The sequence below is a fragment of the Segetibacter sp. 3557_3 genome, assembly GCF_004354985.1.
Classification (GTDB): Bacteria; Bacteroidota; Bacteroidia; order Chitinophagales; family Chitinophagaceae; genus Segetibacter.
In genome coordinates this window covers 24,643-38,462 of sequence record NZ_SMSK01000003.1, presented here as the reverse complement: position 1 = coordinate 38,462, position 13,820 = coordinate 24,643, and the positions used below count along the sequence as shown (strand labels likewise).

The 13,820-nt window shown below is 46.3% G+C and carries 12 protein-coding genes; 3 read left to right on the top strand and 9 right to left on the bottom strand.

From position 1 onward, the window contains the following. From EXU57_RS06625 to EXU57_RS06615, 3 genes are all read right to left on the bottom strand, one after another. A complete protein-coding gene (locus EXU57_RS06625; RefSeq protein ID WP_133267404.1) occupies positions 1 to 438 on the bottom strand; it encodes a phage tail protein in 438 nt (145 codons plus the stop codon). Between the two features lie 96 nt (positions 439 to 534). Beyond that, positions 535 to 972: a phage tail protein gene (locus EXU57_RS06620; protein ID WP_133267403.1), complete on the bottom strand. Its 438-nt coding sequence runs from the start codon at positions 970 to 972 to the stop codon at positions 535 to 537. Between the two features lie 25 nt (positions 973 to 997). After that, positions 998 to 2,623 (bottom strand): phage tail sheath family protein, encoded by a 1,626-nt coding sequence (locus EXU57_RS06615; RefSeq protein ID WP_133267402.1) that lies wholly within the window; start codon positions 2,621 to 2,623, stop codon positions 998 to 1,000. A 941-nt stretch (positions 2,624 to 3,564) separates the two neighbouring features. On the opposite strand from EXU57_RS06615, the gene EXU57_RS06610 reads away from it, so the two are divergent. Further along, positions 3,565 to 4,137, top strand: a complete 573-nt coding sequence (locus EXU57_RS06610; RefSeq protein ID WP_165958057.1) for a peptidoglycan recognition family protein — start codon at positions 3,565 to 3,567, stop codon at positions 4,135 to 4,137. A 299-nt stretch (positions 4,138 to 4,436) separates the two neighbouring features. Here the strand turns inward: EXU57_RS06610 and EXU57_RS06605 are convergent, their stop codons facing one another. After that, positions 4,437 to 4,631 (bottom strand): hypothetical protein, encoded by a 195-nt coding sequence (locus EXU57_RS06605; protein ID WP_133267400.1) that lies wholly within the window; start codon positions 4,629 to 4,631, stop codon positions 4,437 to 4,439. A gap of 584 nt (positions 4,632 to 5,215) precedes the next feature. Here EXU57_RS06605 and EXU57_RS06600 point away from each other — a divergent pair. Beyond that, the gene (locus EXU57_RS06600; protein ID WP_133267399.1) at positions 5,216 to 6,055 is read left to right on the top strand and encodes a universal stress protein; all 840 of its coding nucleotides are present in this window, start codon (positions 5,216 to 5,218) and stop codon (positions 6,053 to 6,055) included. Between the two features lie 103 nt (positions 6,056 to 6,158). On the opposite strand, the gene EXU57_RS06595 is transcribed toward EXU57_RS06600, so the two are convergent. The 3 genes from EXU57_RS06595 to EXU57_RS25005 all read right to left on the bottom strand — a co-directional run bounded on the left by EXU57_RS06595 (position 6,159) and on the right by EXU57_RS25005 (position 10,237). Then, entirely contained in the window at positions 6,159 to 6,413 is a 255-nt protein-coding gene (locus tag EXU57_RS06595) for a hypothetical protein (RefSeq protein WP_133267398.1), read from the bottom strand. Positions 6,414 to 6,557: 144 nt separating this feature from the next. Further along, positions 6,558 to 9,164, bottom strand: a complete 2,607-nt coding sequence (locus EXU57_RS06590; protein WP_133267397.1) for a cation-translocating P-type ATPase — start codon at positions 9,162 to 9,164, stop codon at positions 6,558 to 6,560. Between the two features lie 572 nt (positions 9,165 to 9,736). Beyond that, positions 9,737 to 10,237: a hypothetical protein gene (locus EXU57_RS25005; RefSeq protein WP_165958056.1), complete on the bottom strand. Its 501-nt coding sequence runs from the start codon at positions 10,235 to 10,237 to the stop codon at positions 9,737 to 9,739. A gap of 164 nt (positions 10,238 to 10,401) precedes the next feature. Between EXU57_RS25005 and EXU57_RS06575 the strand changes: the two genes are divergently transcribed. Next, positions 10,402 to 11,262 (top strand): polysaccharide deacetylase family protein, encoded by an 861-nt coding sequence (locus tag EXU57_RS06575; RefSeq protein ID WP_133267394.1) that lies wholly within the window; start codon positions 10,402 to 10,404, stop codon positions 11,260 to 11,262. Between the two features lie 71 nt (positions 11,263 to 11,333). Here EXU57_RS06575 and tsaD read toward each other — a convergent pair whose 3' ends face one another. Both tsaD and EXU57_RS06565 read right to left on the bottom strand, forming a co-directional pair. Beyond that, entirely contained in the window at positions 11,334 to 12,374 is a 1,041-nt protein-coding gene (tsaD, locus tag EXU57_RS06570) for a tRNA (adenosine(37)-N6)-threonylcarbamoyltransferase complex transferase subunit TsaD (RefSeq protein WP_133267393.1), read from the bottom strand. Between the two features lie 41 nt (positions 12,375 to 12,415). After that, positions 12,416 to 13,672: an ABC transporter permease gene (locus EXU57_RS06565; protein WP_133267392.1), complete on the bottom strand. Its 1,257-nt coding sequence runs from the start codon at positions 13,670 to 13,672 to the stop codon at positions 12,416 to 12,418. Between the last annotated feature and the right edge of the window lie 148 nt (positions 13,673 to 13,820).

Here is a 13,820-nt window from a genome sequence, read left to right as displayed (position 1 = left end):
CTATTTCCTTTTAAAATATTGGTACGACAACTCAATGGTTTCAACAACAAAAGAATTTTCGAGCGCTTTAAAGTCCGAGATCACCCATTTAACCGGGTATGCCTGAACAAAGTTCCACGTACTGAGCACCTCGTGATTTTCATCGAGCAGGTCAACGCTCATGTCGACCGGTTTGAACTCAAAATTTTCGATCGCGTTCCTCATCCAGTCAATCAATCCCGAGTCATTGAGCATTCCCCGCTTGAGAATAAGATTGCTGTACTTTGCACGGGTCGGTAACCGGTAGGTGAATTTATTTTCCCCTCCAACTGCCAGCTCTTCTGTTGTTACTTCAGCAGTAAGCCCTCCTACTTCCTGGAACTGCATATCGGTATCGTTGCCAACACCAAAGAAGCTAACCCGGAAATGAAAGCCTACCGGGGGATAGTAAGTTCGCATGATTGTAAGGTGTTAAACCAAAGATTGCTGAGGAGTTGAAATTACAGGCTGAATAAGCTTATGCTGACCCGATGCAAAGGACGCCGGATTGTTGCGTTAGCCATTGGTTAAGGTAAGGCCTTCATGCGCAAGCTCCATTGACTCGATTGCAACTTCATTACCGGTAGCTTTCAAACCGGGTCCCTCAACTTTAACGGGAAATGCCTGCAATACCGACCAAACCATCACCGCCTCATGGCTTTCATTTAAAAGTGTGATCGTGAGATCGCGGCGCTCTATGGTGTTCAGTGCAACAGTGCTTAGCCATTTGAAGAAATCATTGTCTCCGGCCATAATGCCGCGCTTTAGTGTTACGTTGTTATACTTGCGTAAACCAGGCATTTTAATCGATGAAGAATCGGGGCTGTTACCCTGCCGATATTCAATCAGTTGAACTTCCTGTGTCAAGCCCGAAACTTCGGAAAAACCAACGTTTGCACCCCCCCATTCAACCCTGAAATGAAATGCGGGTAGCGGATAAGTATGCTCTGCCATATCAATAGTTTTTGTAGATTAAAATTTAAGATGTCTGCATTTTGTGAGAGAACTTCAGGATGATGAATTCCGCAGGCCGAACTGCAGCAAGGCCGATTTCAACAATCATCCTGCCTTCAAGTACATCAAAGGGCGACATGGTTTGTCCGAGCCCAACACGTACGTAAAATGCATCATCCGGTTTAGATCCTGCCAGAGCACCTTCACGCCACTTAAGCGTAAGGTAATTTTCAATCATGGCCCTTAACCGAACCCAGGTATTTTTATCATTGGGTTCAAATACCGCCCAATGCGTTGATTTTTTTACAGACTCCTCAACCATGTTAAAGAACCGGCGCACATTTACATATCTCCATTCATTGCTGTTTCCATCAAGTGTTCGTGCCCCCCATACCAGTGTTCCTTTTCCAACAAATGTTCTTAAGGCATTAACCGATTTACCGGAATTCACATCTATGTTCATGTCTTCCTGGTCATCATGTGTTATTGTTACATTGGTACTGGTAACATAATTGAGGCTTACGTTTGCAGGTGCTTTCCAAACCCCGCGCGAATTGTCGACGCTTGCATATATGCCCGCCATTGCTGCACAAGGTGTAAGCTGAACTCCTAATTCAGATATCTTCTTTTTAATCTGGTTTTTAGATAAATCCGTCAGGTCACCGTATCTTCTTCTTGTGCTTTGTCCCTGCAAATCGGTAACTATTCTTTCCAGGGTTGTCGCCTCACTATCCAGCCTGGTTGCCTCAGCTGTTGCGGCCCTTGCCGCATCGGTTGCTTCACCCTTTTTAGCATCATCGTCACTAAGACCGGCTGCCCGCCTGGTAAGTCGTGCCGCTTCCCGCTGGGCCGCTGCTGCCTGCCCGCGTGCATCGTTTGCCTTTTGCATAGCCTCGTCGAGGGCTATGGCATTTTGCTCGCTGCTTGGGAGAAAAATATTAAACGTTGCATCGTTTTCATCTTTTTCGTTGTAGCGGTAAACAAAACTGAGTTGGGTGTTCAGGTAAGGAAAATAGGCGGCACTATATTTTAATTGCCTGTCCTCTGCCCCGGTTACGTTATCGCGCATTAACTGAATAGAAGCACGTGCGTCTCCCTGCACAACAACGTCAACAATGGTGAAGCGATCTCCAAGCCTGGTACATTCATGTATTGCATTATTGATAACGGTATAATACTGATCAGCTGCAAGCCAGAAAGGCGCATCAGGCAATACGAGGATTGTGGGTTCATCTTCGCGTGATGATACATGAATCGCATTTGTATAAGCGTCGATGTCTGCAGCGTTACTCTGTGCAAAATTGCCGGCAGGTATTACGTAACATGGTCCGCCGCCATTTGCATAATAAAGCTGCATGGCATAATACATCACGTTATTCGAGGGCTTTTTGATATGTATATCTACTACGTTTTCCACCTCTTTGCCATCGAGCTTCGTTTGTTCTACGATGACGGATATGTTTTGTTCAGGTTCGGCGCCGCCGAATAAGTCTTCGTATTCTTTAAAAGAAGTAATTCTTTTAGCCGTTAATGGAAGGCCACGTTCCGTAAAGCCAATAAACGCCGGAATAGCAGTTTCCACTTCAGCTACCGAGGGCGGCAACGTAGAGATTTCCTCTACATAAACTCCCGGTGTTTTGTAAGTCGCCATATTCTTAAATTTTTCAGTTGTTTTTTATAATAAGGTTCTGGTCGTTCTTATGGTGCGGATCAGGAGCTATTATAAAACCTGATAAACCTGTGGTTTCGCATTGAATGAGGGTTAAACATTTATTCAAATAATTAATTGCCCCATAATAAGATCTAAATTATGGACGGTTAATGTATACGCACCTCAGGCACATATAAGCCTTGTTTTTTGACAAATTAATTGCATCACCAACGCAAAACAATGCGGTGGTAAAACCTTTAATACGTATAGTTTAATTGTGGTAATTGTTTGTCACAGGCTCCTGCTACGGGAAGAAATTAATACTCCTATCTGTCAACCTAAATGTTCCGCTTAATGTATATGCTGGTGCTATCGAATTCAGCAGGTTAATTTAAACCAATTGAAATGTTAAGTGATTTATCAAAGACTATTGCTTCAACAAACTATGTATAAAATTCTGTTATTGCAATAGCCCTACAATTTTTTATGCATTCTATCGCCTGGCCTGTTTAACCGCTTTCCAAAACACCACTAATAAAAGGGATTATAAATGGCCTGTGCGACCAGCGAATAAACACTAAAAGTTAGCTGCCCCACTTGCATTTGTTCGAAAATATTTTCAACTTGTATAGGGAAAACCCCACAGCTTAGCGGAAGAATCTGGTTGTTATTTAAGTGGTCTTTTATGTAACCGCCGACATTTATGATGTTGTGTGTAACGTGTTTTAATTGCATGGACTCACTGCTGCAAGCCCGCAGTTTACAAGGCCAGCCAGCCATTTGCCGGCTTAGAACAACGACAAAGCTTGCCGGCTCACGGGGAGCTTTAGACAGGCAAATTGCACTTAAATATTACCATGGCTGGGAACCAAGCAATCCCATCAAAGGAAGGTATTCTATGCAACACGCTGTTAAGTTATGTACCTCTAAAACTTCTAATTATGCCCTGGAAAGGAATCGTTGCAAAAAGCTTTTCTGCAAGTGAGTTCGACGCTTACTGTCATACCATTGCGTGGACCGCATGGAGACCAAGTTTCATTGTGCTGCATAATACCGCTATCCCTTCGCTGGCACAGCGACCCGACGGATTAACAAGGCAGCACATCAGCGGCCTGGAGGTATTTTACCGGGATGAACAAAAATGGTTTGGCGGGCCACATCTTTTTGTCGACGACAAGCAAGTCTGGGTGTTTACCCCGCTCAATGTTTCGGGAACACATTCACCAAGCTGGAACAAAGTAGCGCTCGGGATTGAAATGCTTGGTGATTTTGAGAAGGAGCCTTTTGACAGCGGAAGAGGTTTGAGCGTGCGAAAAAATGTTGTTGCTGCAATGGCAACTTTGTGTGCTGTGCTCGGTCTTGATCCACATACAATGCGCCTGCACCGGGAAGATCCGGCAACAACACATGCATGCCCGGGTAAAAACGTTCGTAAATTAGAGGTAATACAGCAGGTTCAGGATTTGATGATTGCCCGGCACAACGGGGAGCACCCAATTAAACCACTGCCCTAAGTTGCCTGTAGCGACAATAGCTTTTTATTGAAGCTTCGGTGTAAGCGAACAAAGGCAACCAACATCGGAACTGAAGAGTTATGAACCAAGCACGCGTTGGGCGGCTGATGAGCAAACAGCAGCCAGCTTGTGAAGAAATGGATGAGGCAGGCAACTTAACCTAAACCTGCATCAAGGCTAGAATACCTCGTATACTTAAAGATCATTATACCTGCAACGATTTTTGCTACAGGTATAATGATGTATAATGTTCGAGTTCCGCCTGCAGGGGCAAAACACCAAACTATCGGAGAGGAGGTTTAAACTGAGCGGTCTTTTGTTGTGCGGATTAAGCCTATGCCCGTAAAAAAGAAGATCCCACCTAAAACAAGGTATACGGCTATCTTTTTAACGTTTCCGGCCCCGCCACTCGCACTCATAAACGTTACCGCACCCGCGATTAAACCCGCTATACCCAATACAGTTAGAATGATTCCAAACATCTTTTTTTCCATTTTTGCAGTTTAATGGTAAGCCATGCAAATAACGGGCCTGAGGACCGATATCGGGCAAGGTTCATAACGCTAACACCCGCTGAATGATGACCTTAAACATAGTAGTTTGTTGCTCTTTTTTAAGAAAGCGGAACGGCATATGACACGCAGTTTTCCCGGCTTGATTAACGAACTAATAGGATCTGCCCGCGACTACCGGCTAGTTGCCGGGATTTCCGGTTACCAGGAACGAAACCCCTTTATATATTTTGCTTAATGCTATATTACATATCGATCAGAAGGCAAGCTTTTCCCGGGTGGAGCATTCTGCTGCCTTGTGTTATGCGGTACAAGTGAGTGACACCCCCGTCCGAATCGGTTCATCCGGGCGGGCGTCCGAACGGTGTACATCCGGGCGGGCAACCAAAGCTGCCCAATTAACGGAAGTTTGTCCCAAAAAAACCAGCGGATTGCAGGGCTCAACTTCGCATTGGAATAAACTTGAGATTACGCTAGTTTTGGCGTGAAGGTTCCGCTTGATAGATAAAGTACTATGCAAACCAGGTTATTGTAATTTGAAGCGGATTAAACAACCGATGTATCGCATGAACAAGATAATAGCTGCCCTTGATGGCCTGAAGTTGTCGGAAAGTACTGTTGACTATTCAGTTTACCTGGCAAAAACATATGGGGCGCACATTGTTGCAACCTTCCTGGAGGACATTGCTTACCATTCGAAACCCGTTGGCACACAGGGAGCAGATGGCTACACCGACTGGACCAAAATGGACGATCTGATTGAGAAAGAAAACCAGCTAAAGGCGGCTTCCATAACCAAATTGCAGGCCCGGTTTAATGAAGCAGGAATTCACTACAACATTCATAAAGAGAAAACGCTTGCCATTGATGCGCTGGTATTGGAAAGCTGTTATGCTGATCTTGTCATTATTGATGGTGATGAACGCTTCGCAAATGCTGATCAGTCGAAACCTCCAAATTTTATAAAGTCCCTGCTGTCGGACACGTTAAGCCCGGTACTGGTTGTGCCACCCGCACGCACCCCAATTGAAAAAATTGTTTTTGCTTATGATGGCAGCCCTTCTTCGGTATATGCCATAAAACAGTTCAGCTATCTTTTTCCCGCATCAGAAGAGCAGGAAATAGAAGTACTGATGATATCAAACGATAAGAACAGCAACCATTTTCCAAATCATCACCTGTTGAAAGAATTGCTTAGGCGGAAGTATACGAAGATTAAGGAGACAATTATAAAAGATGAAGAAACGGGCGAAGCTCTATTAAGGCACCTGCAGGAAAGTGATCGGCAGTCTCTTGTTGTATTGGGTGCCTACCAACGCAGTTCATTTTCGCGTTGGTTGTTCCAAAGTAAAGCCGACCTGTTGATCGCCGCGCGAAAGTTTCCCGTGTTCATAGCGCACACCTGATTAAACTTTACTGTCATTTTCCGTATATGCAAACCGGCAGCGTTTTTAGAACGACTGCCGGTTGCTCACGTAATGTTTTAACCTACCAGTGTGCCCGGCCACTTTACATTATTGGAATTTTAGTTTCCTCTGTACCCGGATCATCGCCTATAGACGGTTCATACAAAGGATTGAAATCATCGTCATCAGGGCCACCTGCTTCCCCGGGATCCTCGTTTGGCGTTTGACCGGGTTCAAGTTCAGGCTTCTTTTTTGGATCACCAGGCAGGGCCTGCTCACCATAAAGCGAACTGAAAAGGGTATCAAGGGTAAAGTTGGACAGTTCGCTGTTTACCTTTTTAGATGTTGTATGTATCATAGTCATGAATTTATAGGGTGATGGTTCTCAAAGTTACCTCTTTAAGCCGCTACAATAATCCTACCGCCACCAAAGCTGTGGAGTTAACAGCTTCAATTTACCAGCTAAGGTTTGCACCAATATATTTTCTGCAACTGGAAATCATCAGGCCCCAGTTAACCGTTTACCTGCGAATTGCGCCTGGCGTAACCGGCGTTTTCTCCGGAAAAGTAATTTCTCGATCTCAACGGCAAAAAATACGATTGATGAAGCCGCGCAAACGCCTAAAAACTCACCCATCGTTAAGGATTCTGTTCGGAACACGGGCTGAAGCACCGGGGTATAAGTAACAATAAACTGGAGTGCAATCGTGAGCAATACGGCGGCAATAAGCGGTTTGTTTGAAAGTATACCAATGCTAAACACCGATTCGTTTCCCGATCTTATCGCGAGTATATGTGCCATCTGGCTTAAGCAGAGTACGTTAAATACAATGGTTTGCCAGTGAAGCCCGTTGTTCATGGCATACACCTGTGCCGCCAGTGTAACTGCCCCCATTAGCATACCAACCCAAATCATGTGTAAGCCCCTGCCTTCCGCGAAAACGCTTTCTCCCGGAGCTCTTGGCGGCCGGCTCATAATGTCTTTTTCAGCTTTTTCAAACGACAACGTAATTGCAGGCAAACCGTCAGAAACAAGATTGATCCATAAAATATGAATGGGCAGTAATGCAATCGGCAGGTTCAGAATGGGACCCAATAATAAGGTCCACAACTCTCCCGAATTTGTGGTCATCAGGTATTTGATAAACTTGAGTATGTTGTCGTAAATCCTCCGGCCTTCCCTTACCGCCTTCACGATTGTTGAAAAATTATCGTCGAGCAGGATCATGTGGGCTGCCTCTTTCGCAACATCTGTTCCGGTAATGCCCATAGCAATTCCAATGTTTGCCCGCTTCAATGACGGTGCATCATTTACCCCATCCCCGGTCATGGCAACAAAATGACCTTTCTGCTGGAGGGTTTTTACAATGAACAATTTTTGCTCAGGAGAAACCCTTGCGTAAACCCGAACCCGCTCAACCTGCCCGCCAAATTGTTCTTCGCTGAGCGCTGCGAGCTCCTGGCCGGTTAGCACGAAGTCGCTTTCACTTTCGTAAATACCAAGCCGCTGAGCAATATTTTTTGCCGTTAGCGGATGATCGCCGGTAATCATCACGGGAATAATGCCGGCCGACTTACACTGCTGAACTGCTTCGAACACTTCCTCGCGTGGCGGGTCCAACATGCCGGTTAATCCGAGAAAATGCAGGTCCCGTTCGATGGTTTCTGCGTCCGGGTTATCCGGCACCTTGTCCCAATACCGATAAGCAAAACCAAGTACACGCAGGCCGTTTAACGCCATCTCGTCTACCTGTTGCTGTATACCCGCAGGTTCGTCTGCACACTTTTGAAAGAGCATGTCAGGCGCTCCCTTGGTGAAGGAAATTATTTTATTATCGTAGCTATGAAAAGTGGTCATGAGCTTCCGGTCTGCGTCGAAAGCCAATTCGGCTAAACGGGGCCAGTCACCCGGTTTAATTTTTTGCCCGCGGGCAACTTCCATCAGCGCGATCTCGGTACTATCGCCCTTGAGTGTTCCTTCATCTTCAAGTGCGTCGTTGTTAAGTGCGAAAGCGTGCATCAGGAGCAACAGGTTTTCGTGTTGCAGATTGGCAGCAACCTGGCTGGTCTCGAACAGATGTCCGTTAACGTATACCTGCTCGACGTGCATCTTGTTTTTGGTAAGGGTACCGGTTTTATCGGTGCAGATGAACGATACGGACCCGAGGGTTTCTACCGTCGGCAACTTTCTGATCAGCGAGTTGTACCGGATCATGCGTTTTGCCGCCAGGGCCAGGCTGATGGTAATTACCGCTGGCAGCGCCTCGGGTATGGCGGCTACGGCCAGCGAAATGCTGGTCATGATCATAGTAAAAAGGTCTTCGCCGCGGAGCCAGCCGGCAACGAAAAACAGTACGCAAAGCCCGGCAACAAGAATGGAAAGCTTTTTACTGAACGTAGCCATGCGGCGTTGTAATGGGGTAAGCTGTTCCTCTTCCTGCAACAATTTAGCAATCCGGCCAAGCTCGGTTTGCATACCTGTAGCAACAACTACCCCTGCCCCTCTTCCTGATGTTACCAATGTTCCTTTAAATGCAAGGTTTACCCGATCACCAATTGGAAGGTCGTCTGCTTCGAGTACTTCCGTTACTTTAACAACAGCTTGCGACTCCCCGGTAAGTGCAGCTTCTTCAATTTTAAGGTTAAACGACTCGGTGATGCGGAGGTCTGCCGGCACCGCATTGCCGGCTTCTAAAGTGATCATATCGCCCGGCACAAGATCAGTTGCGGTAAGCCATTTAAGCATTCCGTTTCGGATCACTTTTGCCTGTGTAACCGACATCTGCTTTAGCGCAAGCATGGCCTTTTCTGCACGGTACTCCTGCACAAAACCGATTAAGGCATTAACAAGAACAATGATGAGAATAACGATGGTATCCGTAAGATCGCCGATTACCCCGGAGATAACAGCCGCGCCCATGAGGATAATGATCATGAGATCTTTGAACTGCGCAAGTAAAATTCCTATTGCCGTTTTGCGTTTGCCTTCTTCGAGTTGGTTGGGACCTACACTTGCGAGTTTCTCCCTGGCAGCGTCATCCGACAGGCCTTTCTCTGTAGTGCCCAGCTGTTGAAACACTTCCTGAATCGTTTGCTTGTGATAGTTCATAAACTCGGATTAGGTGTCCAAAGTACTACAAGAACTTCATGGAATGACATGGCAAATGAACTTCGCTGACAATAGTTAAAACCGGTGATCGCTGAGGGGAAAGTGTAAGTTTTAGATTACCCCTGTGGATTGGGCAAACACAGCATTTAAGTCGCATTCTTAATACAATGAGCGCTGAGCGCAGGCAGCGCGAACGGCGCATAGTCGCTCTAACAACTGAAGCGAAAATGATTAACCCTACACTTACAGCAAAGCAGTATTCAGCCCTTCCTCCAAAATAACTGAAATGGCATAACTCCTCCGCTTCTCTACCCTTCCATTCTTTGCGGTTTAGATTATTTATAGCTGGTCAACCAATCAACCAGTCAACTAATCAACCAGTAAACTTACCACCGGATCAACCAGTCAACCTATCAACTTATCAACCAATCAAATTCTCAACCAGTCAACCTATCAACCAATCAACCTATCAACTTGTCAACCTATCAACCAGTCAACCTATCAACCAGTCAACCCATCAACCAGTCAACTTATCAACTTGTCAAGTAATCAACCAGTCAAGCAGTGAAGACCTAAACCGAAGGAATTGGCATCAGCATGGTGATGTTTCTAATGGTATACAGGAACTTGCTTTTTTTATACTCGCCTTCGAGTATCAGGTCATTGCGTTTATATGCCTTCACTGCGGGTTGCCGGCCTTTTTCGTTGACCGGGTCAATTGAAAGCTGCCATAAACGCGAACCTCTTGTTGGTTGTAGCACAAGCTTGCGCTCACCTGACCTCGTTGAGCCAATTTGTACGGGCAGTTGCTTTACCGGCAACAACGAAACCTGGTAAGCCTGGCCATTACGCCAGGCCCGTTTAATGGTTGGTACATCATTTCCTTTGGTCTCGATATAAACAAGGTTAACGGTGTCCACCCCCCGTTGCATCGGGTTGCCCTGATCATCTACAGCAATGGTACCGGCAAAATGTTCGCGCATAAAGGCATAAGCATTTACAATGCCTGAGGGCTGTTGGGCAGCCAGCGCAGTTGTTGTGACGACTAAAGCCAGTATACATAATATTTTCATGTTGTAGTGTTTATACCCGGATGCGCTAAAGCCCCGGATTACATAGGTTGGTTCAAAGATGAAGCCAGCATCTGCCGAAAAAAACCTGTGCGCAACATTTCGCAGCGTGGTAGCGTTGGAACGAATGTCGGGTGCAGATTGAATTTCCCTTATTTTTATCGCGTATGAGATTACACCATTTTATTGCCGGTCTGTTGATGTGGGGCCTGTTTGCCTGTAAACAAAATGACCAACCTACTCCCGAAAAAGACAAAAGCGTAGCCGTTGCACCAGAGTCTCCGACCCCTGCAGCCAAAGCAGTTATGGCCGATGCCGCAACCATTCTCGCAAGACCGCAGGTTCCCATACTCTGTTATCACCAGATCCGCGACTGGCGCGGCAGCGACTCTAAAAGTGCCCGCGATTATATTGTTCCGGTTAACGTTTTTCAGGCGCAAATGAAGCTCCTTGCCGACAGCGGGTATCATACGATCCTGCCTGATCAGTTGTATGCCTACCTGGCTACAGGTGCTCCCCTGCCGCCGAAACCAATCATGCTTACCTACGACGACACCGACATTGACCAATTTGAAGTGGCTGCCCCGGAGATGAAGAAGTATAATTTTAAAGGTGTGTTTTTTATCATGACGGTCTCGATCAATCGCAGACCAAGGTATATGACCCGCGAGGAAATTAAACAACTCTCGGATGAAGGACACGTTATTGCATCGCATACCTGGAACCACGAGCGTGTACCAGGCTATAAAGAAGAAAAGGACTGGACCACCCAAATAGCACAGCCAAAGAAAAAAATTGAAGAAATTACAGGAAAGCCCGCAGACTACTTTGCTTATCCGTTTGGCCTTTGGAACCCGGAAGCTATACCACAGCTAAAACAACAGGGAATCAAAGCAGCATTTATACTGTCAACGAAAAGAGATCCTGCTGACCCCCTGTTTACCATCAGGCGAATGATTGCCAGCGGACACTGGAGTGCACAAACAACTTACAACAGCATGTTAAAGACTTTTGCCCAGGGTAAATAGTGGCAGCTTTAGCTTTGTTTGAAACTGGTTGGTAAGATTGGAACACGCAACTAAGGAAAGGGGGCGTGCAGTTATTGCTCCCATTCTGCGCGGGCTGTGGCACTAACGTCCATTGGTGCAAAATCATTCCGCAGGTATTTGTAATACGCCGTTATCGCGATCATTGCCGCATTGTCGGTACAATACTCAAATCTTGGTATGAATGTTTTCCAGTCTTGCCGCTGTCCTACTTCCTGCAGGCGTTTACGCAATCCGCTATTCGCACTTACCCCACCGGCTATACAAACATCTTTGATCCCGGTTTGCTGAGCTGCCCTTGTAAGCTTATTAATGAGTATCGACACAATCCGCTCCTGGATAGATGCACATATATCCACTAGATTTGCGGCAATAAACTGCTCATTTTTCCTGGTTTGCTCCTGTACGAAGTAGAGGATCGACGTTTTCAAACCACTGAAACTAAAGTTCAAACCGGGAATATTGGGTTCAGGAAAACTGTACTTTTTTGGATCTCCCGATTGTGCATATTTATCAATCAGCGGTCCGCCGGGGTAAGGAAGTCCCAGCAATTTTGCACTTTTATCAAAAGCCTCACCTGCAGCATCATCAATGGTTTCACCAATAACTTTTAGCGAATAAGGACTTTCACAAACCACGATCTGGGTGTGACCGCCACTTACCGTGAGGCACAAAAACGGAAAGCCCGGCTTCTCAGTTCCAATCAGGTTTGCGAGTACATGGGCCTGCATGTGGTGAACGGCAATCAGCGGTTTACCCAACGACAGGGTAAGCGATTTTGCAAACTGGCTGCCAACGAGTAAACTACCAATCAGTCCCGGCGCCTGTGTAAATGCAACCGCATCAAGGTCGGCTAGTGTAACACCTGCGTTTTTCAAAGCGGCATCTACAACGGGCACGACATGCTGAATGTGTGCACGGCCGGCAAGTTCAGGCACAACCCCCCCATACTGCTCATGCACTTTCTGGGAAGCAATAACGTTTGAAAGTATATTGCCGGCACTACATACGGCTGCGGCGGTGTCATCGCAGGAAGACTCAATTGCAAGAATAACAGCGGGCAGGGTTTCAGCTACACCAGGGTTTGTATCCATGGCGCAAAAATAATTGTTGTGGGTGAACCGCGAAGCGTGCTTTACTTCATCCTTATAGCAACCACCGGGTTCATCCTTGCCGCAATGGTGGCCGGGATGATCCCTGCCAGGACACCGACGATAAGGCAAATGGATATCGCAAGTGTTAATGTGCCTACTGAAATGGTGATTGCAAAGGGAAGGATTGCGCTAAGGGCCATAGTAAGCAAAAATACGAGCACCAGCCCTATTAAACCACCCAGTAAACACAGGAAAGCACTCTCGAGCAGGAACTCGGTTAAGATGGTAGAATTGCGTGCACCAATGGCTTTCTTCAGGCCGATTTGGCTGGTACGTTCGCGAACGGTTACAAACATAATGTTGGCCACACCAAAGGCACCTACAATCAGCGAGAGACCTGCGATTGCCCAGCCTCCAAGGTTTACACTGCCAAACAGGGAGCTGGTCTGCTCACTAAATATATTGATGTCATTCAATGCAAAGTCGTCTTCTGCCCGGGGGCTTAACCGGTGAATGGAGCGCATGATACCACGCAACTCATCGGTAAGTGCGGCCGATGGAACGTTATCTTTTCCTTTGACCATGATGAGGGGATTGTTGTACTCGACGACATAATAAGAGGCCATCATCTTAAAGGGCATAACTACCGCCTCATCAAATTGCCATCCCCCACCCAGCAAACCTTGCCCTTGCTTTTTGATGATACCAATCACCGTAAAGTTCCTGCCCTTAAACTTTACCTCTTTACCTAATGCACGCTCAACATTACCAAAAAGGTTCTCCGCATTGGTGTAACCCATCACCAACACCGGCGCGGCCTGCTTGAATTCACCATCAGTAATATATCGACCCGAATGCATGTTTACCGTAAGCACTTTGTTGAAGTCTTCGGATACACCAAAGCCGCTTGCACCGCTGAGTACATTGTCTTCATACTCCAGGTCACTATTGCTGCGGATGGTATAGCAAACCGCTGAAGCAAGCTGCGACCTGCTCTTAATGGCCTCCATTTCATGGTGCTTGGGGTAAGGTCTTTTAATGTATTTCCACCAGGGGAAACTACCGCCTTCACCACTCCCGTATTCCCACTTATCGATGTATATGGTGTTGCTGCCCAGGCTTTTGATATCACTTTGCACCTTTGCCTCCAGGCTTTGCACCGTAGCCAGTACACCAATGATACAAAAGATGCCAATCGTAATGCCGAACAACGAAAGAAACGTGCGCAGTTTGTTGCTGCTGAGTTCCTGCAACGCCATCTTAAAGCTGTTCCATATGATCAATAACATCGTAAGCATATGGTAAAAGTAAGTAACAGGAACAAGCTTTCAAACTCTTCGGGAAATGAACAAAATGGTATCAACAAACGTTATTATCTATGGTTTCAGAAGCCGCTCAAAGGGTAAAATAATTTAAAGTAAAAAAATGATAGCTGGCGATCGTGTA